This window comes from Thermaerobacter sp. FW80 (genome assembly GCF_004634385.1).
Lineage (GTDB): Bacteria > Bacillota > Sulfobacillia > Thermaerobacterales > Thermaerobacteraceae > Thermaerobacter > Thermaerobacter composti.
Genome location: NZ_CP037895.1, coordinates 167,380 through 190,393 on the forward strand (window position 1 = coordinate 167,380; position 23,014 = coordinate 190,393).

Genomic DNA, 23,014 nt, shown 5'->3' on the forward strand with positions numbered 1-23,014 from the left:
CGGTGCAAACCTCCTGCCCGCTCGCGCCCGCACCAGCCCCCTGCCCCCTCAGCCAGCGTAAGTTACGCTGTTACGCTTCGGCTCCTGCTCCCGCCCTTCTGCCCCGCCACGGGCTCCACCGCGCCGACACCCAGTACACAAGCCCGCCCACCACGGGCAGCACCACGGCCACGGCCACCCAGAAGACCCGGGCCCAAGGCCGCAACCTGCGCCGCCCGGTGTCCCGCCCCGTCCAGACCACCAGGGCCAGGTCGGCCACAGGGGGCAGGATCATCGTCGCCAGGTACCCCACGGCGCCCGCCAGGTCACCGGCCAGGGAGCGTTCGGCAGGCGGGAGCTCATCCGCTGGCGGCAGGACGGCCGGCTCCTCCCCGCTGACGGCCACACCGCCCGCTCCCCCACCTCCACCGTGGCCGGAACCGCCGCCGGCCGGAGTGATGCGACCCGTCCCGGCCGGAGCCGCGCCACTGGGCCCCGAAGGACCTCCTACACCAGCCCCGCTGCCCGCCGCGGGGACCTCCGTCCCGGAAGCGCCCGCCACCCGCAAGACCTCCACCGGCAGCGGCGACGGCGGGTCCACCGGCGCCTGGTCGACCGGCGGCGGAACCTGCCGGCTCTCGGGCGTCGGCCAGGATGGCTTGGGCGGTGCCAGCGGATCCGGCATGTTGGGCTGGGGTGGTGGGACGGGCTGGTTCCGCCAGTCGTTGTCGGGCACGTCGCCCGTGCTCGCGGCCAGGAAGAGGCGTCCCGTCACCAGCAGCGGTGCCGGATCGCCGCCGCCCACCCGCCTGAGCAGGCTGCCGGGCCCGCACCCGTACAGCACCTGGATGCCCCACGGCCGGCTGGTCCGGAACCGGTTGCCGACAAAGCAGCTGCCCGGCCCGGCCGGTGCCGCCAGCGCCAGGTCCGCGTGCCCCGAATCCCACACCGTGTTGGCCCGCACCGTGTGACCCGAGGCGATCCAGACCTGCTCGTCCAGGTTGGGGACGATGAGGATGCCGTAGTTGGGGTGGTCCCAGATCAGGTTGCCCTCGATGACGTTGTTGATGCCGCCGGCCACCACGATGCCGTTGCCGAAGGACGGGTACTGCAGGGCCTTGGTCGGCGCGTCGAGGTTGTGGTTGCTGTAGATCAGGTTGTTGACGATCCGCGTCCCGTCCTGGGGCGCCAGCTTCTCCGAATCCAGGGTGTTGGGGACGATGCCCGACATGTTGTACCGCCAGACGGAGTTCATGATGGTGAGGTTGCCGCCGGCGTTGGTCCCCGAATAGCCCAGGGCGTTGTACTCGGCCACCACCTCGGTGATCACCGCGTGGCACGGCTTGCACTGGCCGATGTAGAAGCCCGAGTCGGGGCTGCCCGAGGCGTAGGAGTGGTCGAACTGGCCGTAGACCGAGTCGTAGGCGTAGATGCCGTAATCCCCGTTGTTGTAAGCCGTCAGGTACGAGCCGCGGTAGCCCAGCACGCCCGTCCAGTAGAAGCCGTTGAGCAGGTGGTTGCGGGCGGTCATGTTCTCGATGACCACGTCGTCGGCGCCCAGGACCTTGATCCCGTTGGCCCGCTTGAACTCCCCGTCGATGATCACCCGGTTGCGGTCCAGGCCGCGGAGGGTCAGGTGGGGCTTGGTCACCACCACTTCCTCGCGGTAGATGCCCGGCCCGACCACGATCAGGTCCCCCGGTTCGGCCGCGTCGACGGCCGCTTGGATGGTGGGGTAGTCCTCGGGCACCCGCAGGGTGTCGTACGGGCCCGCCGGCCGCGGGGGCGGCCCAGGCGGCAACGGTCCCTCCCCCCCAGACGAACCGGCACCCGATCCGGGGCCACCGACGGCTGCTCCAGGCCCACCGCCCGATCCGGCCCCGGCACCACCTCCCACTCCCTGGGCGCCGCCTGCGGCGCCACCGGCCCCGTCGCTCGGTGCGCCAGGCGCCGTCCCGCCGCCGGCACCGGGTTCTTCCACGATGACGACGCCGGCCATGCCGATGCCCCCGGGGGCGCCGTGGTAGATGCAATAGTACGGGTACCGTCCAGGCTGGTCGAACCGCCGGCGGTACACGTCCCCGGGCCGCAGGTGGCCGGAGTCCCATGACCCGTCGTCCGCCGTCACGGTGTGGGGGTTGCGCCCCGTCACCTCCCAGACCACGGTGGTGCCCGGGGTGATGCGGATCACCGGGTCGCGGAAGAAGTCGTCACGCGCTTCGACGTAGACCTCCGGGCTGCCGGCCGCAGCACCCTGCGCCGACGCTGCCTCCGCCCTCCGCGGCATGCCCCCTTCCGGTGCGCGGGTGGCTCCCGCCGCCACCGCCACGACGCCCAGCAGGACCGCCGCCGCAAGCGGGAACCGTTGGCGCTCGAAAGCCCGGGTCCACACGATCCCGAGCCCGGCAAGGTCACAGCGGACGCGGGGGAACCCGCCGCGTCTCGGCTGCGGACCACCACGGCCTCCCGCAACGGCGCTACCGCAACCCGCCACGCCTGCCGCCATGACGCATCCCCCCAGGCGGCGTGGAACGCAGCGTTCCACGCCATCGATGGCGCGATCCGGTCCCCGCGCCGTCGACGTCGCCGACGCCCATGACGCGGCGATCGGGTGGGGTCCGGATCCGGTGGCGCGGGTCCCACCGTTCGGCGAGGTGGTGCGATCTGCTCCGCTCCTGCGGCTGTTCGACGTCGGAGGCGACGGTTCTTGCTGCCCGGCCTGGACCCACGGGGTCGGACTCATGATGGAGGCCGGCTGCTTGACGTCGGAGGCGACGGTTGTTGCTGCTGGGAACGGCTCCCCGTCGAAGGGCTCCCGGGAGGAACCGGCCCCGGCGGTGCGAAGGGAACAGCGATCGCCATCGCTGCGGCTCGTGGGGTGATGGTCGTGTGATGGTCGTGCCCCGACCCGTGATCGGCGTAACCTCTTATGGGTGGGACGCGCGCGGTCGCCTGTTCGTCCCCGGCGACTACCTGACGGCGGTGCGGCTGGCCGGCGGCATCCCCGTGGTCCTCGTGGCGGACGGCCCGCCGCCAGAGGAGATCGCGGCCCGGGTCGACGGGGTCGTCCTGGTGGGAGGCGGTGACGTGGACCCCATCCATTACAGCGCCGACCCCCACCCCACCGTCACCGGGGTCGATGCAGCGCGCGACGCCTTCGAACTGGCCCTGGTCCGCCTGGCCATCGAGCGCCGCATCCCCGTCCTGGGCATCTGCCGCGGCGCCCAGGTGATGAACGTGGCCCTGGGGGGTGACCTGGTCCAGCACATTCCCGACCGCTACGGCCACGGGGTATCGCACGCACCCCCCGACGGGAGTGGACCGCGAGCGGTGCACGCGGTCACCCTGGTGCCGGGCAGCAAGCTCCACCGCATCTACGGGTCGGACCGCATCCCGGTGCGCTCCCGCCATCACCAGGCCGTGGGGCGGCCCGCCCCGGGCCTGGCGGTGGCGGCAACCGCGGACGACGGCGTCGTCGAGGCGGTGGAGTGGACCGATCCCACCCATCCCTTCGCCATCGGCGTGCAGTGGCATCCCGAGGACGGGATCGCCCACGATGCGCTCCAGCAGCGGCTCTTCGCGGCGCTGGTCGAGGCGGCCGGACGGAGCGGGGCGTGAGCGGTGCGCCGCCCCCGGTGGCACCGTGGCGGGGGGACGATCGCCGCCGGACGGCACCCTCCCGTCACGGCGCCGAGACAGTCAGCTGCTGCCCGCGGACGTGGAAGGTGACCGTCAGCTCGGGACGGAGGTCCCGCACCCAGGTGCGCCACTGGGTCCGGATGGTCCGCCATGTCGCCGGGTCCTGGCGGTGCAGGGCCGCCCCGAACCCGACGGGGTCGACGCCCAGCGCCGCGGCGCGGGCCAAGGCGGCCTCGATCCAACCGCGGGTCTGCCGGGCTGCCGCCTGGGCCACCGCTTGGATGCGTCGCCGGTCGACCTGGGGGTCGCGGCACTGCCACTCCAGCACGACGCCCGCCAGGTCGACCTCGAGGCGAACCCCGGGCATCGCGGCGCCGGACAGGGCCTTGGCCCCGTTCGCCCTGGACCCGGCCGCTGCCGCCCCGGCCGCCCCGTCCGCCCCAGAAGCCCCGGCGCCGCCTGCGCCGTCCGCCACGGCCGTCGGGCCGATCACCCGCACCCGCGCCTCGTCGTGGTCGACCTGGAGCGACACGCCGGTGCCACCGGTCCGGTCTCCGGATCCGCCCCCACCGGGTGCCGTGGCGGTCTCCCCCGGACAGGGCACGACCAGGGTGAAGGGATGCGCCTCGCCCCGCGCCATCAGCAGCCCATGGTGGAGCGGAGGCGGCAGGAAGCCCACCAGCCGGTCGCCACGGAACAGGGCGATCCCCGCCGGCGCAGGGCTCCCGGAGCTCCCCTCCCCGGCCGTGGTCACCACGGGGAGGAAGGGGTCGGTGCCCGGCGTGTCGAGCCAACGCAGGACGGTGTTGCCGTCGACGCCCCGTATGGTGCCGGGCCGGTTCTTCCGGGTCACGGCGTCGAAGGAGCGGGCCACGGCCCGGTCGAGGGAGGGCCGCAGCTGCAGAAGCATCGCGCCGGCCTCGCCCCGCACCACGTACAGCGAGGCCCGACGCTCCACGCGATACCCGCGAGAGATCATCTCCAGCAGGGGCCGCAGGCCCGACCGCGCCGCCGCCTCGCCCACCAGGATGTGATCCGCGAAGGACCAGCGGACCTCGCGGGGGATGCGATCGTCCAGCGCCTGGGCGGCCGCCTGGGGACCAGGCCCGACCGCCGAGCGGAACAGGTTGGTCCGCGTCGCGGCACCGGCCGCCCCCGCTCCCGCACCCCCCAGCGACGCGGGCAGCACCAGCTCGGGCACCGGCACCGCCACCGTCCACCGGTAGCCGCCGGATGGGGCGCGGTCCAGGGCGGCCACGGTGACGAAGGCCAGGTCGTTCACCTCGCTGTAGCCCCAGCACCCCGTCAAGGCCAGGGCACTGAGGACCAGGACGAACCCGGCCCCGAGCCGAGCCCTCACGTTGTCACTGCCTCCTCCGGGGCGCCGGCCGCCCGCACCGACACCGCCCCCCTCCCGCCGTCCGTCGGTGGCCGGAGCGTCCGCCCGGAGCGGGAGCCGACCGCGGGATCGATCCCGGGGCTCCCTCCGTTGGCCGCTGCGGGGACTTCGTCGACGGCCGAGCGATCGGGGGCCGGCGGGGACGTTGACCCGTCGCCCCGACGACGCGGATCCACCGGCAGGAGGCCCGCCACCGTGCCGGCCGCCAACCCGGCCCATCCCACCAGGGGCCACACCCGGGTGAACTGCCATTCCCAGCGCTGGGTGTCCGGGAAGAGCCAGAAGGCGACGGCGACGGCCGCCGCCGTCACCGCCCCGTGAACCAGCCCCTGCCGGCGTTCCGTGAGCCCCAGGGTCACCCGCAGGGTGACCCCGGCGACGTAGACGAAGAGCGCCAGCTTGAGGGCGATCCCCAGCAGCCAGGCCGAGATGGTGAAGATCTCGGGTCGCGAGAGCACCGGCACCGGCCGCGCCAGCCGCGCCAAGACGAACGTGGGCGCCACCGCCCGCGTGGTCTCGCCAGGCCCCAACACCGCCACACAGGCCGCCGTCACGCCGGCCAGCAACCCGATCATGCCCGCCGCGGCCAGCACCAGCGGCCGGATCCGCCGATCCCGGGATGCCAGCCCGTCCGCGAAGTAGGCCAGCAGCAGGGTCTCCGCCGCCGCGGCCGCCATCACCCCGGCGCCCCGCACCAGGGGAGCGGGGCCGTGCTCCAGCAGCGGCAGCAGCTGCGCCCACTCCGCGTTGCCCGGCAACAGGATGGCCAGGTTGACGAAGAGCGCCGCCACCATCACCGGCAGGACCATCAATCCCACCCGCGCCAGGGTCTCGCGGCCGTAGGCAGCCAGGACCCACGCGGTCAGGGCCAGCGTCCCGTGAAAGGCCCATACGGGCGTCTCGGCGTAGACCACGACCATCAGCATCACCGTCTCCCCGAGGATCCCGCCGGCATGGTAGACGGCATAGGCCACCAGCACCGGCAGCAGCAGCCAGCGCGCCCAGGGGTGGCCGCGCAGCCGGTCGAGGGGCGTCAGGCCCGGCCGCAAGTAGAACGCGTACCAGGCGCCGAGGACCAGGGCCACCACCGGGGTGTTGGCCAACACCGCCAGCCACGCATCCCGGCCGGCCACGGCCGTCAGCGACCGCGGCAGGAAGAACACCAGGGTCGCCAGCACGACGACGATCAGGAGCGCGGCAAGGGACACCGAATCCACCTGATCGCGCCGTGGCAATGCCGTCCCTCCCTACCCCGCCCCAGGCAGGCGGCCCGGTGGGCCCAGGCCCGTCAGGGCGGCCCCCGCAAGCGCTCGCGACCCGCCCGGGCTCACCGTCCCCGTCCCGTCTCGCGCCCGATCAGCGGCGGCTTGCCCCGCATCATCACCCACGGTGCCCGGACCAGCGTGTCCTCCCAGCCCTGCGGCCGGTAGGGCGCGTGGGGCGTCAGATACGGCACGCCCACCGAGCGCAGGGAGGCCATGTGGGCCAGGACGATGAGGAAGGCCGTCACCAGTCCGTACATCCCGAAGACCGTGGCCACCCCCAAGAAGACGTAGTGGAGGATGCGGAAGGGGATGGCGGCGGCGAAGGTCGGTAGTGCGAAGGCGGCCATGGCGCTGGCGCCGATCAGGATCAGCGTCGGCGCGGTCACGATGCCCGCCCGCACGGCCGTGTCCCCGATGACGAGGCCGCCCACGATGGTGAGGGCGCCGCCGACCTGGCGGGGCAACCGCGTGGTGGCCTCCCGCAGGATGTCGAATATGAAGCTGAGCACGATGGCCTCGAGGGCCGTGGGAAAGGGCAGGGCCTCCCGCGATGCCGCCAGGGTGAAGAGGAACTCCCGCGGGATCAACTCCTGGTTGTAGGTGGTCACCGCCACATAGAGGGGGAGGCCCACGGTCATCAGCAGCACGGCGAACAGCCGCACCAGCCGCAGGGTCGAGGCGAAGGGCCAGCGCAGATAGTAGTCGTCCGGCGACTGCAGCAGGTCCCAGAACTGCAGCGGCACCACCACGGCAAAGGGTGTGCCGTCCACCAGCACCGCCACCCGCCCTTCCATCAGCCCCGCCGCCACCACGTCGGGTCGTTCGGTCAACCTCGCCTGGGGAAAGAGCGAGAGCGGCCGATCCTGGAGCAACGCCTCCACCTGTTCCTCCGAGAAGACCAGATCCCAAGGGGCGGACTCCAGCCGCCGGCGCACCAGGGCCACGGTGCCCGGATCGGCCCGGCCGGCCACGTAGGCGATGGCCGTGCGGGTGCGCGTCTGCCGGCCGGTGTCCAGCTCCTCGATGCGCAGATGGGGGGTGCGCAACCGACGCCGCAGGGCGGCGGTGTTGGTCCGCAAGACCTCGACGAAGGCCTCCCGGGGACCGCCGATGGTGCCCTCGGTGGCCGGGTCGTCGATGCTGCGGTGTTCGAACTGGCGCACGTCGACGAGCCATGCACCCCCCGACCCCGCCGCGGGCCCAGAGGACGCCGGGGACGAGGGCACCGCGGGCACGCGGGACGGCGAGGACGAGGGTACCGCGGGCACGGGAGGCACCGGAGACGACGGCGACGCCGGGGGCACGGGGATCGCCATGCCCGCCGGGCGATCCACCGCCACCAGCGCGCATCCCTGGAGGAGACCGTCCACGACCTCGGCGAGACGGTGGACAGGGCGAGCCCGGCCGCCGGGCAGGAGCCCGCGATCCAGCCACCGGGCCGCTTCGTCGGCCGGCTCCGGCAATCGCTCGGTCAGGGGCCGCAGGATGCAGCGATGGACCAGCTCCTCCCCCACCAGCCCGTCCACGTAGGCCACCAGGACGACGGCCGCCTGAGGCCGGCGAATCGGCACCACCACCAGGTCGGCCGGGTGACCGAGGGCGTCCCGCAGCCGATGCTCCAGCTCCGACACGGCGGGCGGGATGGGCGCCGCCAGCGCCAGCTCCGCCGCCCAGCGATCCACCTGGCCCAGGAAGTCGTCCAGGTGCTCCCGCAGCCGGGTGACCGGAGACTCGGCCAGGGGCGGTTGTCCGCTCACCGGCACGGGCGACCGGGAGGGTAGGCGGGGGTCGGTGCGACCCGGCCGCCCGCCCGCCCCCGACAGGCCCCGGTCGGGATGGATCGCCGGCTGTCCTGTGCCGGCCGGGGCGGATGCGGTCCGGTCGCGGATACGGCCCGTGCCGGACTCCCGCATCGGCCTCCTCGGGTCCATGGGGTTCGACGGCTCCTCCAGGGCCTTCACCGGCTTTCACCGACCGCGACGCGCGATGGCGGGTCGCTCTGCAAAGACCCCGTGTCCTGTGAAGATCTCACCTGGATAAGGTCGCCGGCTTTCCGGGGTGGTATGCCCGTTTCGATGGCAGGAGGAACGCAAACGAAGGACGCGGCCGGCTCCGGCCTTCGGAGGCCGGGCCGGCCGCGGGACTCCCGCTCCGGGGCGTTCGCGCTGCGTTGCGGCCGCGTTCCCTGGCCAGTCGTTGGGTCCCGCACGGGTCCGCGGGCTGCCACGAGGGAACGCCATCGGTGCGCGTCACGGCAGCAGGACCAGCCCCACGCTCATCACCACGAAGGCGGCCAGCATCACAACGGCCGTGTACCCCAGGATCTGGCCCGCGCGCAGCCCCGTCATGCCCAGCAGCGGTAGGGCCCAGAAGGGCTGGATCATGTTGGTCAGCTCGTCACCAAAGGCCACCGCCATGACCGCCTTCCCCAGGTCCAGATTCAGCGCCTGGGCGGCCTGGATCACGATGGGGCCCTGGACCGCCCACTGACCGCCGCCCGACGGCACCGCCAGGTTGACCAGGGCGGCGCTGACAAAAATCCAGAACGGGAAGGTGAGGGGCGTCGAGATGGCCACGAACCAGTTGGCGATGACGGCTACCAGTCCGGACGAGGTCATGATGCCCATGATGCCGGCGTAGAAGGGAAACTGTAGGATGACCCCGCTGGCGGAGCGCACGCCGTCGGCCACGGCCTGGGCGTACCGGATGGGCGTCCCGTGCAGGAGCAGCCCGAGGACCAGGAAGATGAAGATCACCATGTTGATGTCCAGGGCGGCGATGCCCTTCTGGGCAAAGGCGCTGACGATGGAGACCACGCCTGCCACGACCACCAGGCCCACCAGCACCCGACTGTTCTCGAGCCGCTCCGCCAGGGTCAGCTGCTCCGCGGGGCCTCCCGAGGCCAGGGGCGGCTCGGCAGCTGCCGCCGCCCCGTTCCCGGACGAACCGGCCAGGGCCGGTGGCATCGCCACCACCTCTCCGTCGGCGGGATGCATGCGAGCCATGATCCACGGCGACAGGAACAGCAGCACCAGCACCACGATGATGTTGAACGGCCGGAAGAGGGTTTCCGTCAGGGGAAGGAGGCCCATCTGCTGCTCCAGGAAGTGACCAGGGGTGTTCACCGTCAGCGGGGCCGAGCCCGAGAGTCCGCCGTGCCAGATCATCAGGCCGATGTACCCTGCGGCTACAAGCAGAGGGAAGTGCACCTTGATCCCGCGCCGGGCGCAGGACCGCCCGACCTCCAGGGCCAGTAGAGCGCCCGCCACCAGGCTGAGGCCGTAGTTGATCAAGCCGAGGGCACCGGTGACGAAGGCCACCAGGGCGACCGCCTGCCTGGGCGACCGGGGCCAGTCCGCAAGCCGCTGGAGTCCGCGGCGCACCACGGCGGTGTTGGCCAGTGCGTAGCCTGTGACTAGGATCAGCGTCATCTGCATGCCGAAGGCCAGCAGGTTCCAGAAGCCGCCGTACCAGTCCAGCACAAGCTGGTAGGGTCCGCGGTCGGTGAAGACCAAGCCCATCGCGTACACCACCAGCGTCAGCAGAATGGCAAAGATGAAGGAGTCCGGAACATAGCGATGGGTGAACCGGCTGAGCGCCTCACCGATACGCTGCACGTACCCCACCCCCAGCTGGGAAGGAAAATAAGCCCACCGGCATCCCACAACACGAATCTCGTTGTCACTGGTACCGAATATGCGGTGCAACCCCACGCCTACACGAACCGGTCCATGAAGTAACTGTAGCGACGCCAGATGAGACCGTCGCGAAAGTGGTAAAAGTCTGCAAACCGCACGGCGACCTCTTCCCCGGTCTTCAAGATGCCTCGGAACACGCCGCGCACAGCCACCTGGTCGCCCTCAACCAGGACGGCATCCAATTGGTGCCGGCCCTCCCGGATCAGCCGCTCGGCTTGGTAGAAACGACGTAGGGCATCGATGCCTTCGATGGGATCCCGTCCGCCTCGCTCATACCGCACCTCCGGGTGGAATAGCGCCAGCAGCCCGTCAAGATCCCCTGCATCAACCCGCTGATAGTAGGTCAGAACCGCATCTCGCAGGCGATCGTCCACGACGGATCCTCCCCCCACACCCGTGCATCAGCCCGGGGCTTCGCCGGTCTCGGGTGCTGGTTGTTTCGACATCATTCGCTTGTCCCACCTTCCTGCGCAACGTATACTCACCCGTGACCCGAGTGGGTTTCCAACCCGCTGGTAGGCTCCACGACTCGAAACGAGCGTAGGGTGATGCTTGGTCGGCTTGGCCACTGGCGGTATGCCAGCACCTGCGTCGTTCTGGTTTTGTTCCTCGCCGGCTGGATGGGGGTCAGCCTGGCGGTATCTCCATGGCCAGCGGAGGCCAACAGCCCCTTTGACAACAAGGTTGTACGGCGAGTCGACGCGGAGCGGGCGATCGAACACGTGCGTGTCTTGTCCGAGCACATTGGGCCGCGGCCAGCGGGGCTGCCCGCCGAACGCCAGGCTGCCGAGTATATCGCCTCAATTCTCCAGCAATATGGCTATGAGGTATCCATGCAAACCTTTCCCACCCCAGACCAGTACATTGGGACCGTGACCCTCCCCGACGGTACCAGCTGGCAAATGGGTGCTTCGCGATTTGGTGCTATTACGGGTAACAATCCGGTTCGCGGACTCGTCATCGATGCGGGACGCGGGCTATCCCCGGACGAGTTTCCCGATGACGTTCGTGGCAAAGTTGTGCTGATGGAGTACGTTGCGAGTGCCCGTAATACCCAGGTTGCCAACGCCGCAGCGCGGGGCGCGGCAGCCGTCATCCTGTACTCGACCGTCGGTCCCCATTATCGCCCGCGGGCTGGAGAGGTATCCGTCGCAGCAGCTATACGCTAAGCACATTTGGTTCATTCTGCTCTCCTTAAGAAACACGCCATCCCGCCGGTTTGGGTGGACAGCCGAGGTAACCGAATCCGGCTGTCTTCCCTTTCCGGCGGTTTGCTTCAATCCCTGCTTCAACGCCAGCCGGGGCAGGGGCTCACCCTGCCCGAAGCGTCACATGCCTGAGCATCCGGTCGCTTCAAATCGCTGGCGCGGTGCCTCTCCAACGCTTACGGGCTTAAGGCGCCAGGCGAACTGCTTGCGGAACTTCTACACCTTGGGATCGATCGCGACCTGGCTTGGGATCGATCGCGACCTGGCAGTAAGGATCACGCGTAGACACCCAGAGGAGATGCCGGCGGCCCGCTTCCGTTCTACCTCCGCGCGGGTTGCCGCCCGTCCTGTCTGGATTCACGCCCATCGGCTCCGGGCTATCCTCCGCCTTGGGGGTCGACCCTCCTGGGGCAGAGGAATCCGCCTGTGTCAAGGGAATCCATCTGTGGCACCGAACGGTCCCAAAAGGCGATCGGCGCCGCCGCACGTACCGTCCAAGGAGGACTTCACATGTCTACGCAACGGTACTCTGTGGCACCCCACCCCATCGAAACCTTGCTCGCCTGGGTCAAGTCGGGCGAGATCGCCATTCCTGAGATTCAGCGGCCTTTCGTCTGGAATGCGACCAAGGTCCGCGACTTCCTGGATTCCCTCTACCGGGGCTACCCCGTTGGTTACCTCATCGCCTGGCGCAATCCCACCGTCCGGTTGAAGGACGGCACCCTGTCGGCCGGCAAACGGATCCTCATCGACGGGCAACAGCGGGTCACGGCCCTACGGGCCGCACTGCTAGGCGAGGAGGTGCTGGACGAAAACTACGCCCGGAAACGCATCCACATCGCCTTCAACCCCCAGGAGGAGCGCTTTGAAGTCCGTAACTCCGCAATTGCTAGGGACCCGGCCTGGATTGACGACATCAGTCGCCTGTTCGCGCCGGATGCCTATCTAGGGGACTTCGTCGACGACTACGTAGCAAAGAATCCGGATACCGATCGCAAGCAGGTGGGCCGGGTCCTGGAACGGCTGAAGAAGATCGTGAACAACCACATCGGCCTGATCGAGCTGGCGGAAGACCTGGATATCGAGACCGTCACCGAGATCTTCATCCGGGTGAACTCGGCCGGGGTGGAACTGTCCCAGGCCGACTTCGCCATGTCCAAGATCGCCGTCAACGAGACCTATGGCGGGCACCTTCTGCGGAAGGCCATCGACTACTTCTGCCACCTGGCTCGGAACCCAGAATTCCACGTCCACATTGAGAAGAACGATGCCGAGTTCACCCGGAGCGAGTTTTGGCCCAAGATGAAATGGCTCAAGGACTTCAACGACGACCTGTACGACCCGAATTACACGGATATGCTGCGGGTCGCCTTCACCACCCGGTTCGGCCGGGGCAGGCTGCAGGACCTGGTCGCCCTGCTGTCGGGTCGCAACTTCGAGACCCGGGAGTACGAGGAAGCCATTGTTGAGGATTCCTTTGCCAGGCTCAAGGACGGTATCCACGCCTTCATCAACGAGACCCACTTCAAGCGCTTCGTGATGATCCTCCGCTCAGCAGGATTCATCACGAGCAACATGATCACCAGTCATAACGCGGTGAACTTCGCCTACATCCTGTACCTGCGGGGCCGGTCCGAGGGCATTACGGCCGATGAGCTGGAACGCATTGTGCGACGATGGTATGCGATGTCCATCCTGACAGGACGGTATACAACGCATCCAGAGACAGTCTTCGACCTGGACATTCGTCAAATCGAGAGCCATGGCATTGCGCGCTACACGGAAGCCGTCCTGAACAGTGAACTTTCCGACAGCTTTTGGACCACCCTTCTTCCTCAACTGATGGAAACCTCTTCAGTCCAAAGTCCCTATTTTGTCGCCTTTAAGGCGGCGCAAGTTTGCCTCGGGGACAGGGGATTTCTTTCCACCAACATCACGGTTCGGGATCTTCTCCTCAATCATGGTGATCATCATCACATCTTCCCGAGGAAGTACCTGCAGCAGCTCGGGCTGAGCCGGGGCCGCTACAACCAGATCGCCAACTTCGTCATCGCCCAGAGTGAGATTAATATTGCCATCGGCGACACCCCGCCACACATCTACTTCAAGGAGTTGTGGGACCAGGTCAACGGCGGCCCCAAGAAGTACGGTGGCATCACAGATCCCGAAGCACTGAGGAGGAATCTTGAGGAAAATTGCATCCCCCTGGCCGTGCTGGAGGGCGATGTGCCGGATTATGATTCGTTCCTGGCTGAGCGTCGCCGCTTGATGGCGCTCCGGATCAAGCGATGGTTTGAGAGACTATAGGGCAACCATTCCCGCCCCTTTCACGGAAGGGCCCGGTCCAACTTCCGCGGCTGGCGGCTGCCGCCCGAGTTGCCCACGGCGGAAAAGCGGCTGAAGGCGATTCAGGCGGCCAAGGCCCGGCTGGCGCAGCGAGCGACGGGCCGAGGCCGAAGCCAGGGAAGCGGCGCGGAAAGCGGAATCGTTGTTTCCAGTGATGGACTTGGCCCGGTTTAGGGGACGGACACCCCGATACCTGGGACGTAAGCCCCAGTGAGGGTGATCCCCATACCAGCCAGAGTGGTACAATGCAAAACGAAGCCGCGCATCAATTCGCAGTTCGATTGTGGAGCCGACGCTTGCGGCTGACGGAGTAGGTCACCGCCCGGCCCCCGGCACGATGGGGTCGGGCGTTGCTTTCCGGGCTGTCGGATGGGAGAGGAGAATCCCGGTGGCCGGGGGCGTTCTGCATCTGGTAACGGATCGCAAGGCCGCGCCCGACCTCGTCGCCGTCGTCCAGGCGGCGGTGGCGGGTGGGGTGCAATGGGTCCAGTTGCGCGACAAGACGGCCGCCGCTCTGGACTTGTTCCACCTGGCCCAGAGGCTGGCGCCGGTTTGCCGGGCCGCGGGCGCCGGCCTGCTCGTCAACGACCGCGTGGATGTGGCGGTGGCAGCCGGGTGTGACGGGGTCCACCTGGCCCGGAAGAGCCTGCCGGTGGCTGCCGCCCGGCGCATCCTGCCCGTCCCCATGCTGCTCGGCGCCTCCGTGCATTCGCTTGCGGAAGCCCAGGAGGCGGTGCAGCAGGGAGCCGATTACGTCACCTTCGGCTCGGTGTACCCCACCCGTTCCCACCCCGGCCAGCGGCCGGCGGGTCTGGATGAACTGGCGCGCGTGGTGGATGCCGTCCCCGTCCCCGTGTTGGCCATCGGCGGCATCACGCCGGACAACGTGGAGGCGGTGCTCGCCACCGGGGTCGCGGGCATCGCCGTGATCTCCGCCATCCAGGGCGACCCCGACCCGGCGGCGGCCGCGGCGCGGCTGCGGGAGCGTATGGAAGCCTCGGCCCACCGGCCGCGCCACCCATTCCCCAAACCTCGGTGCGTCGCGACCCCTGGCCAGGAGACCCCGCTGCGACTCCGGGAAGGAGGACGAGGATGATGGCCGTCTCCGATGTGCCGACGGTGACGGTGCTGGTCAACGGGAAGCCGGTGGCCGTGTCCGGTCGTCCTGCGGGCAACGGCCCCACGCTGGTCGACCTGCTGGCCCAGATGGGCTACTCCGCCGATGCCCCCGTCGCGGTGGCCGTCGACGGCCGGGTCGTCCCGAGGCGCCAGTGGGCCGAGTTCGTCTTGCGGGAGACCCACCGGGTGCAGGTGGTCAAGGCCATGGCCGGGGGCGCCCCGGCCCCCGACGCGCCCGCAGGCCCGCAAGGGCCGGTACCTTCGGATGGACCGCTGCACCGCCGGCCGACGAGCCCGGGCCCGGAGCCCGCAGCGCCGGAGGCGCCCGCACCCTCGGACGGGCCGCAGGCCGGTTCGTCCGCCACGGATCCCCTGGTCATCGCCGGGCGCACCTTCCGGTCCCGGCTCTTCCTCGGCACCGGCAAGTACGCCGATCCCGCCACCATGGTCGCCGCCCTGGAGCGGTCGGGCACGGAGATGGTCACCGTCGCCATGCGGCTGATCGACCCGGATGACCCGGCCGGCGGCGACATCCTCGCCCACATCGACCGCAGCCGCTACCACCTGCTGCCCAACACCGCCGGGGCGACGACGGCGGAGCAGGCCATCGGCATCGCCCACCTGGCGCGGGAGGCACTGGGCACCAACTGGATCAAGCTCGAGGTCATCGGCGATCCCCGCACGCTGCTGCCCGACCTGCAAGGCACGCTGGAGGCGACGCGCCGGCTGGTGCGGGATGGATTCGTCGTCCTGCCGTACTGCACCGCCGATCTGGTGACCTGTCTGCGGCTGGAGGACGCCGGGGCCGCCGCGGTGATGCCCCTGGCGGCGCCCATCGGGACGGGGCAGGGCATGCAGGACTGGGTCGGCATCCAGCGCGTGATCGAGCGGGTCTCGGTGCCGGTGATCGTCGACGCCGGGCTGGGCGTCCCGTCGGATGCGGCCATCGCCATGGAGATGGGGGCCAGTGCCGTGCTGGTCAACACGGCCATCGCCCGGGCGAAGAACCCGCCGCTCATGGCCGAGGCCTTCCGGTGGGGCGTCATCGCCGGGCGGCAGGCCTTCCTGGCCGGCCGCATGCCGCCGCAGCGGGAAGCCAGCGCCTCGAGCCCGGTGCGAGGAGTGCCGCAGCTGCAAGGCATCGCCGCCCCGGGTGGGAGCGGGTAAGGCGCCGAGGAGCGATCGCCCATGCCCAGCGGGACTGCATCGCCCACCCCATCGCCCATCACCGACCACGGCGGGTCTGGCCCGTATGACGTGGCGATCGCCGGCGCCGGGGTCGTCGGCCTGGCCGCGGCCTTCGAGCTGGCCAGGCACGGCGCGCGGGTGGTCGTCGTCGAGGCCGATCGCCCTGGCAGCGGCGCCTCGACCGTCGCTGCAGGGATGCTGGCGCCCGGGCACGAGGCCCACGCCGACCCGCTGCTGCGGGAACTCGGTCTGCACAGCCACCGGCTGTGGCCGTCCTTCGCCGAGGCGGTGGAGCGCGTCTCCGGCCTGACGACCGGCTACGTGGGACGCGGGATCGCCGTCCTGGCCACGGACCCCGGGGAGGCGGACGAACTGGCGGCACGGGCATCGGAACGGGCGGTTCCACCGCCGGACCGACCGGCCCCCTCCTCGCAGGGAGCCGGAACCCCGGGACCCGGTGCAGGGGCTCCGGGGACGGGGGCTTCAGGTCCCGCGATCCGCCGCGCCGAGCAGACGGGGCTGGCCCCCGCCGACCCCGCACCGCATCGGGCGGGGAGCGGCGTCGAGCTCTCGGACGCCGGCTGCGGCGTCGAACTGTCGGATGGGGGCTTTCGCGATCCGGTGTGGCTTGCCCGCGAGGACCTCCCGGCCCACCTGGCCGTCTTCCCCGGGGCCTGCGGCGCCCTGTTCTTCCCCGAAGGGGGCCACGTGGACCCGGTGGCGACCGTCCGCGCCCTCGCAGCCGCCTTGGCCGCCTCGGGCGTGACCCTGCTCCCCGGCACCCGCGTCCACGGCTGGCGGGACGAACCGGCCCCGGGCGGCCGCCGCCTGGTGGCCGCCCTGACCACGGCCGGCGAGATCCGCGCCAGCTGGTTCGTCCTGGCGGGTGGGGTCTACAACGCCACCCTGGCTGCCCAGGCCGGCTTTTCCCTGCCGGTGGTGCCGGTCAAGGGGCAGATCCTGGCGGTGGAGCCGCCGGCACCTGTGGCTGCGTTCGTCCGCGGGCAGGTGCCGGTGTTCGGTGGGAGCGTGTACCTCGTGCCCCGACGCGACGGGCGTCTGTTGATCGGCGCCACGGAGGAACCGGAAGCGGGCTATGACACGGGCATCACCCTGGGGGCCGTCGGCCGGCTTGCGACGGCGGCGCAACGCCTCCTGCCGGAGCTGGCCGGGGCCCGGTGGCTGAAGGCCCGGGCGGGGCTGCGGCCGGGGACGCCGGACAAGCGGCCGATCATCGGCCGGGCGCCGGGGTTCGTCAACGCCCTGGTCGCGGCGGGTCACTACCGCAACGGGATCCTGCTGGCGCCCCTGACGGCCCGGATCGTCGCGGTGCTCTGCGCCGGCAAGGCCTCCGGCCGTTCCGCGCTCCCCGGGGGCGGGGAGGCCGTCATTCCGGCCCACTGGCTGGAGGCGTTGCGACCCGAGCGGTTCGCCCAGGCGCCTCCCACGGCCTCTTGACAGGGGCCCCCTGGCGTCCGGCGGCCGATCGCCCCCCGGCTGATGCCCGGACCGCGTCCGACGAACCGGCTCGCTCGGAAGAACCGCGTCATACATTCCATCGTGCCGCCGCCGCTCAGCCCGTCGCGGACGTGGTGGGATCACGAGGTCACCGGCTTCAACCGTCCGGCGAACCGCTGGCGGAACTTGCGCACCTTGGGGTCGATGACCACCCGGCAGTACGGGTAATCCGGGTTCTTCCAATAGAACCGGCGGTGATACTCCTCGGCCGGGTAGAACGCCGTGAACGGCACGACCTCCGTGACGATGGGATCCTTCCAGCGACCGCTGGCCTCGAGTTCGCGGATCGTCGCCTCCGCCACCGCCTTCTGCTCCGGCGAGTGGTACAGGATGATGGACCGGTACTGGGGCCCGACGTCATGCCCCTGGCGGTTGGGCGTGGTCGGGTCGTGGATCGCGAAGAAGACCTCGAGCAGATCGCGGTAGCTGATCACCTCCGGATCGAAGGTGATCTGGACGACCTCGGCATGGCCGGTGGTGCCGGTGCAGACCTGCTCGTAGGTGGGGTTCGGAACGTGGCCCCCGGCGTAGCCGGGTTCGACCCGGACGACGCCCTCGAGCTCCGCGAAGACCGGCTCGAGGCACCAGAAGCAGCCGCCGCCGAGGGTGGCGGTCTCCCAGCGGCGCCTGCTGCGCGCGCCGTCCACTGCCTCCGCGGTGTCGTCTCTCGCTTCCGCGATGTCGGTCGCATGCGCGGTCCTGAGTTGGCGGTCGGCGCGCTGCCCGTCCTTCGCCTCCATGGTATCCTCCATGGAATTTCGGTCCCCCTCTTCAGCGCATGGCGGGCCGGCGCATGGCGGGCCGGATTTCGTTCCGCAGGGCGGGGCGCCGGATTTTGTTCCGCAGGTCGGATCCGCCGCCCGGAACCCCGGCCCCGGGCGGCGACCGGAGCCAGCGCGTGCCGCCTCGACGCCCTGCGTCCCGCCCTCCGGTGGCCCTTTCCCGGCCCCTTCACCCTTCCTCTTTCAAGTTAAGTTGCCCGATCGTTCACCCCTGGCGTTCCCTCCTGGCCGTCTCCGACCCGGCCGCCGGGCGCCAGCCGAGGAGGCCCGGGGCCGAGGACGTCCTGGACAAGGGTGCCCTGACTCGCTAGAGTGGGGGCTGGGCCCCGGCGTCGCGGTTTGGGTGCTCCGTCGGATCCTGCCGCGAGGCGACCGGGGCAGCTCGGTCCGAGACGCCCGAGGAAGGGGGATCCATCGTGGCCAAGGTGCTTATCCTGACCGGCGATGCCGTCGAAGCCCTCGAAGTGTACTATCCGCTGTACCGCTTGAAGGAAGCCGGCCACGAGGTCCAGGTGGCAGCCCCCACCAAGAAGACGCTGCGGACCGTCGTCCACGACTTCGAGCCGGGTTGGGAGACCTTCACCGAGAAGCAGGGCTACAAGCTCGAGGCGGACCTGGCGTTCGCCGACGTCAAGCCGGAGGAGTACGACGGCCTGATCCTGCCCGGCGGCCGGGCACCGGAATACATCCGGCTCAACGAGCACATCCCGCGCATCGTCGGCCACTTCTTCGAGGCGAACAAGCCCGTGGGCGCCATCTGCCACGCGGCGCTGATCTTCTCGCGGGTCCGGGACCACCTCAAGGGGCGGCAGCTCACGGCCTACACGGCCTGCCGGCCGGACGTCGAGTCGCTGGGCGCCACCTACGTGACCGAGCCGCTCCACGTCGACGGGAACCTGGTTTCCGCCCACGCCTGGCCGGATCTTCCGGGCTTCATGCGCGAGTTCCTGCGGCGGCTCGACGAGTACCTGAAGCGGTGAGGCAGATCGCGCTGAGGCGCGAGGGGGAGCCGCGAGCAGCACGTCGCCTGCGGAGCGGATACGCGGTCGGTCGATGCAGCGCATGGGAGGCCCCACCCGAGCCGGGTGGGGCCTCCTGTGCTCGGCTCAAGGCTGCGGTCGCCGTCGACCCCTAGAGCACGGCCAGCTCCTCGTCCTTGCGATCCGTGATGAACATGTGTCCTGGCGCATGGGTGATCATGAACTCCGGCTTGGCGCTCATCGCCACGGCCTGGGGGGTGACCCCGCATGCCCAGAAGACGGGGACCTCCCCCGGCCTGATCGTCACCGGGTCCCCGAAGTCGGGCTTCGCCAGGTCACGGATCCCCAGCGCCTCTGGGTCCCCGATGTGAACCGGTGCCCCGTGGACTGCCGGGAAACGTGACGTCACCTGCACCGCCCGCACCACCTGCTCCTGGGGGATGGGGCGCATGCTCACCACCATCGGCCCGTGAAAGACACCTGCCGGCGTACACGGACGGTTCGTGACGAACATGGGGACATTGCATCCTTCTTCGATGTGACGGACGGGGATGCCGGCTTCGAGCAGAGCCGCCTCGAACGTGAAGCTGCAACCGAGAAGGAATCCGACGAGATCGTCCCGCCAGTAGTCGCGGATGTCCGTCACCTCGGCCTTCAATACCCCGTTCTCCCAGATGCGATAGCGGGGAACGTCGGTTCGCAGGTCGGCCTCCGGTGCCACCATGCGCGGAACCGGTGAGCCGACGTCTGTCACGTCGAGCAGCGGACACGGTTTGGGATTGCGAAAGCAAAAGAGCAGAAAGTCGAAGGCGTATTTCTGGGGTAGGATCACCACGTTGGCCTGCGCGTAGCCGGGCGCCAGGCCCGGGGTCGGCCCCGTGTACTGCCCGCGGCGGATGACCTCTCGCAGTTCGGGCAGGGACAGATGGCGAACGTCCACTCCTGATCCGCCCCCTCCTCGGCCAGGACACCCTGCGCTCGTGCCTCACCCGTGGCCACCACCGTCATGCTGGTATGTCGATCCGCCTTCACCCGCCGACCACCTGCGCCAGCGGCACGACCTCCACGCCCGCCTCTTCGAGCGCCCGCCGGATCCGGGCGACGAAGGCGATCGCCTCGGGGTTGTCTCCGTGTACGCAGATGCTGTCCGCCCGGATGGGGACCTCCTCCCCCGTGATCGCCGTGACCTTGCCCTCGGTCACCATCCGCACGGCGCGGGGGATGGCGATCTCCGGATCGTGGATCATCGCATCCGGTCGCGAACGGGGAACCAGCGTGCCATCGGCATTGTAGGCACGGTCGGCGAAGACCTCCTGGGCCACCTTCAACCCGACCTCCTCGGCCGCCCTGACCATGGCCGAACCGGCCAGGGCGAGCAAGATGGCGTCCGGTGCCGCGGCCTTGACACCCTCGGCGATGGCCCGGGCGAGCCGGAGGTCCCTCGCCGCCATGTTGTACAGCGCACCGTGGGCCTTGACGTGTTGCAGCGGGCGACCCGCGGCGCGGGCGAAGGCGGTGAGCGCCCCGACCTGGTAGATGACGAGGTTCTTCACCTCCTCCGGCGCGAGCTCCATGTTGCGGCGTCCGAACCCCTGCAGGTCGGGATACCCCGGATGCGCCCCGATGCCCACGCCGTTCTCCGCCGCCATCGCGACGGTCCGGGCCATCACCATGGGGTCGCCGGCGTGAAACCCGCAGGCGATGTTGGCCGAGGTGACGTAGCGCAAGACCTCGGCATCCAACCCCAGCCGGTAGACGCCGAAGCTCTCGCCAAGGTCCGCATTGAGGTCGACCCGCGGTACCATGTCCGTCCCTCCCCCTCGGTAAGCCGTGGCCCCGGAAAACGTGCCCTGGCGAAGTCGGAGACGAACGAATCAGAAGCAAGGGCCGCTGAAGGCGCAACCGGCGCTGACACGGCCACTCAAGAACGCGGCCACCTCACGCGAGGCGCTGCGCCAGGCGCCGCAGCCCCTCCTCCCGCTCCCGGTAGAGCCGGACCGCCTCGTCGCGGCTCACCGCCGCGAACCGCACCCTGTCCCCCGGCTTGGCCTGGGCGATGCGCGGGATGTCGACGCTGATCACCGTGGCGATCTTCGGGTAGCCACCCGTCGTCTGGCGGTCGGCCAGCATCACGATGGGCCGCCCGTGTCCCGGCACCTGCACCGCGCCGAGCGGAATCCCGTCGGAGATGATGTCCGCCGGCCCGGCATGTTCGATCGTCGGCCCGTCGAGGCGACAGCCCATGCGGTCCGCCTCCACCGTGACCACGTACTCGGCGCTCAAGAACGTCGCGACCCCGGCCGGCGTGAAGTGGTCGTCTTGCGGCCCGAGCACCACCCGCAGGGTGATGGGGCTTCCATAACGGGGGACGAACTCGGCCGGGACGCGCCGGCCGGCGATCTGGCGGGCGACCTCCCCCGGCGACGCATCCGAACCATCGGCGTCCCCCCGCCTGCCGCAGACGGCCGCCCGTGGCCGGCGGGTCGTCGCCGGTTCGTCCGCACGGAAGAGGCCCCCCGCCTCGAGGACATCCCCGGCCTTGAGGGCTCGACCGCCGATCCCGCCGATCCCGCCCCGCAGATAGGTCGAGCGGCTCCCCATGACCGGCGGCACGTCGATGCCGCCGGCCACGGCCAGGTAGGCCCGGCACCCCTGCTTCACGCCGCGGAACCGGATCTCGTCGCCCGGTTCCACCGCCACCGCCTCCCAGAGCGGGAGCGGCTGGCCGTTCCGCGTCGCCCCCAGGTCGGCGCCCGTGACGGCGATGACCGTCGGGGCCAGAACCCGGAGGGTCGGGCCGAGCAGGGTGATCTCGAGGCCCGCCGCGTTCTCGTCGTTGCCGACCAGGAGGTTGGCGATCCGGAGGGCGTACTCGTCCACCGCCCCCGCCACGGGCACGCCGAAGGCCTGGTAGCCATGGCGGCCCCGGTCCTGCACCGTGGTGAGCAGGCCCGGTGCGACGACCTCGAAGACCTCCGCCATCCGCGATGCCCACCTCCACCCGTGGGCGATCTCTCGATCCTGCCGCCGCCCAACCGCCCTGACCGTCGCCGAGCCTCCACCCTTTCCCGCCGCCGGTGCGTCGGGACTCAATGTTCGGCAGCCTTGGGCACGACCTCTACGCGATAGGTGCCCGCCGCCACCTGCTCCGCGATGGCTTCGTACTCGGCCCGCGTCACGGCCCTGAAGCGGACGTAGTTGCCCGGCTCGAGGAGCACCGGCGGCTCCCGGTAGGGGTCGTAGAGCTTGATCGGCGTCCGCCCGATGATCCGCCAGCCGCCCGGGCTCTCGACGGGGTAGACCCCGGTCTGCCTGCCTGCGATGCCCACGGACCCCGCAGGGATCTTGGTGCGCGGCGATTCCAGGCGTGGCGCGGCGATCCGCTCGTCCATCCCGCCCAGATAGGGAAAGCCCGGGGTGAAGCCCAGCATGTAGATCAGGTAGTCCCGGCCGGTGTGGATGCGGATCACCTCGTCCGCGGAGAGCCCCGTGTGCTCGCAGACGAAGGGGAGGTCCGGGCCGAACTCGCCCCCGTAGCACACCGGGATCACGGTCACCGTGGGTTGCGGCAGCTGCAGCGCCTCCCGCTGGCGGACGCGATCCAGCAGCGCCTGCTCCAGGGCCGCGGGGTCCACCTGCATCGGGTCGAAGTACACGAGCAGCGACCGGTAGGTGGGAACGACCTCCACGATCCCCCGAATCGGACGAACCTGCAAGGCCTGGGTCAGCGCTCGCACGCGGGCGTGGATGGCGGGCGCGATCTCGTTGCCGAATTCGACCACGAGCGCCCGATCCCCCGCGGGCAGGAAACGGACGGGGCGGTCGAATCCCTCGACGCCTTGGGGATGGACGGGACGGCGTCGGGCCTGTCGAGCCGCAGGCCCGGCCCCGCC

18 protein-coding genes and 1 pseudogene are annotated in these 23,014 nt (G+C 70.3%); 8 read left to right on the forward strand and 11 right to left on the reverse strand.

Annotated elements, in window-relative coordinates:
* Positions 1-70: 70 nt before the first annotated feature.
* Positions 71-2,371, reverse strand: coding sequence for a right-handed parallel beta-helix repeat-containing protein (locus tag E1B22_RS00720; RefSeq protein WP_167758809.1), 2,301 nt, complete (start codon positions 2,369-2,371; stop codon positions 71-73).
* A 500-nt stretch (positions 2,372-2,871) separates the two neighbouring features.
* Between E1B22_RS00720 and E1B22_RS00730 the strand changes: the two genes are divergently transcribed.
* Complete coding sequence (locus E1B22_RS00730) at positions 2,872-3,597, forward strand: gamma-glutamyl-gamma-aminobutyrate hydrolase family protein (protein ID WP_243123516.1); 726 nt, start codon at positions 2,872-2,874, stop codon at positions 3,595-3,597.
* A 64-nt stretch (positions 3,598-3,661) separates the two neighbouring features.
* Here the strand turns inward: E1B22_RS00730 and E1B22_RS00735 are convergent, their stop codons facing one another.
* The 5 genes from E1B22_RS00735 to E1B22_RS00755 form a co-directional block, all read right to left on the reverse strand.
* A complete protein-coding gene (locus E1B22_RS00735; protein ID WP_135224171.1) occupies positions 3,662-4,978 on the reverse strand; it encodes a Ger(x)C family spore germination C-terminal domain-containing protein in 1,317 nt (438 codons plus the stop codon).
* Positions 4,975-6,252, reverse strand: coding sequence for a GerAB/ArcD/ProY family transporter (locus tag E1B22_RS00740; protein ID WP_207669891.1), 1,278 nt, complete (start codon positions 6,250-6,252; stop codon positions 4,975-4,977). The genes E1B22_RS00735 and E1B22_RS00740 overlap by 4 nt, the downstream gene beginning before the upstream one ends.
* A 92-nt stretch (positions 6,253-6,344) precedes the next feature.
* A complete protein-coding gene (locus tag E1B22_RS00745; protein ID WP_243123517.1) occupies positions 6,345-8,039 on the reverse strand; it encodes a spore germination protein in 1,695 nt (564 codons plus the stop codon).
* A 492-nt stretch (positions 8,040-8,531) separates the two neighbouring features.
* Positions 8,532-9,899, reverse strand: coding sequence for a short-chain fatty acid transporter (locus E1B22_RS00750; RefSeq protein WP_135224173.1), 1,368 nt, complete (start codon positions 9,897-9,899; stop codon positions 8,532-8,534).
* Positions 9,900-9,997: 98 nt separating this feature from the next.
* Positions 9,998-10,354 carry a nuclear transport factor 2 family protein gene (locus E1B22_RS00755; protein ID WP_135224174.1) on the reverse strand — a complete coding sequence of 119 codons (357 nt, stop codon included), beginning with the start codon at positions 10,352-10,354 and terminating at the stop codon, positions 9,998-10,000.
* Positions 10,355-10,528: 174 nt separating this feature from the next.
* Here E1B22_RS00755 and E1B22_RS00760 point away from each other — a divergent pair, with 174 nt between their 5' ends.
* The 6 genes and pseudogenes from E1B22_RS00760 (at position 10,529) to E1B22_RS00780 (ending at position 17,299) form a co-directional block, all read left to right on the forward strand.
* Positions 10,529-11,149: a PA domain-containing protein gene (locus tag E1B22_RS00760; protein ID WP_135224175.1), complete on the forward strand. Its 621-nt coding sequence runs from the start codon at positions 10,529-10,531 to the stop codon at positions 11,147-11,149.
* A gap of 549 nt (positions 11,150-11,698) precedes the next feature.
* The gene (locus tag E1B22_RS00765; RefSeq protein WP_135224176.1) at positions 11,699-13,495 is read left to right on the forward strand and encodes a DUF262 domain-containing protein; all 1,797 of its coding nucleotides are present in this window, start codon (positions 11,699-11,701) and stop codon (positions 13,493-13,495) included.
* A 427-nt stretch (positions 13,496-13,922) separates the two neighbouring features.
* Positions 13,923-14,630 carry a thiamine phosphate synthase gene (gene thiE, locus E1B22_RS00770; protein WP_135224177.1) on the forward strand — a complete coding sequence of 236 codons (708 nt, stop codon included), beginning with the start codon at positions 13,923-13,925 and terminating at the stop codon, positions 14,628-14,630.
* Positions 14,630-14,857 (forward strand): annotated as a pseudogene (thiS, locus tag E1B22_RS14020) (sulfur carrier protein ThiS); the annotation flags it as partial. The gene thiE and the pseudogene thiS, both read left to right, overlap by 1 nt.
* A gap of 168 nt (positions 14,858-15,025) precedes the next feature.
* The gene (locus E1B22_RS00775) at positions 15,026-15,820 is read left to right on the forward strand and encodes a thiazole synthase (protein WP_051009282.1); all 795 of its coding nucleotides are present in this window, start codon (positions 15,026-15,028) and stop codon (positions 15,818-15,820) included.
* Positions 15,821-15,841: 21 nt separating this feature from the next.
* Positions 15,842-17,299 (forward strand): FAD-binding oxidoreductase, encoded by a 1,458-nt coding sequence (locus E1B22_RS00780; protein ID WP_135224179.1) that lies wholly within the window; start codon positions 15,842-15,844, stop codon positions 17,297-17,299.
* Between the two features lie 140 nt (positions 17,300-17,439).
* Here the strand turns inward: E1B22_RS00780 and msrA are convergent, their stop codons facing one another.
* The gene (msrA, locus tag E1B22_RS00785; protein WP_243123519.1) at positions 17,440-18,111 is read right to left on the reverse strand and encodes a peptide-methionine (S)-S-oxide reductase MsrA; all 672 of its coding nucleotides are present in this window, start codon (positions 18,109-18,111) and stop codon (positions 17,440-17,442) included.
* 446 nt (positions 18,112-18,557) lie between these two features.
* Between msrA and E1B22_RS00790 the strand changes: the two genes are divergently transcribed.
* Positions 18,558-19,121 carry a DJ-1/PfpI family protein gene (locus tag E1B22_RS00790; protein WP_006903186.1) on the forward strand — a complete coding sequence of 188 codons (564 nt, stop codon included), beginning with the start codon at positions 18,558-18,560 and terminating at the stop codon, positions 19,119-19,121.
* 151 nt (positions 19,122-19,272) lie between these two features.
* Here the strand turns inward: E1B22_RS00790 and E1B22_RS00795 are convergent, their stop codons facing one another.
* The 4 genes from E1B22_RS00795 to pxpB all read right to left on the reverse strand — a co-directional run bounded on the left by E1B22_RS00795 (position 19,273) and on the right by pxpB (position 22,927).
* The gene (locus E1B22_RS00795) at positions 19,273-20,061 is read right to left on the reverse strand and encodes a putative hydro-lyase (RefSeq protein WP_135224180.1); all 789 of its coding nucleotides are present in this window, start codon (positions 20,059-20,061) and stop codon (positions 19,273-19,275) included.
* A gap of 88 nt (positions 20,062-20,149) precedes the next feature.
* Positions 20,150-20,926, reverse strand: coding sequence for a LamB/YcsF family protein (locus E1B22_RS00800; protein WP_135224181.1), 777 nt, complete (start codon positions 20,924-20,926; stop codon positions 20,150-20,152).
* A 133-nt stretch (positions 20,927-21,059) separates the two neighbouring features.
* Entirely contained in the window at positions 21,060-22,103 is a 1,044-nt protein-coding gene (locus tag E1B22_RS00805; RefSeq protein WP_135224182.1) for a biotin-dependent carboxyltransferase family protein, read from the reverse strand.
* Positions 22,104-22,210: 107 nt separating this feature from the next.
* A complete protein-coding gene (pxpB, locus tag E1B22_RS00810; protein ID WP_135225868.1) occupies positions 22,211-22,927 on the reverse strand; it encodes a 5-oxoprolinase subunit PxpB in 717 nt (238 codons plus the stop codon).
* Positions 22,928-23,014 lie beyond the last annotated feature (87 nt).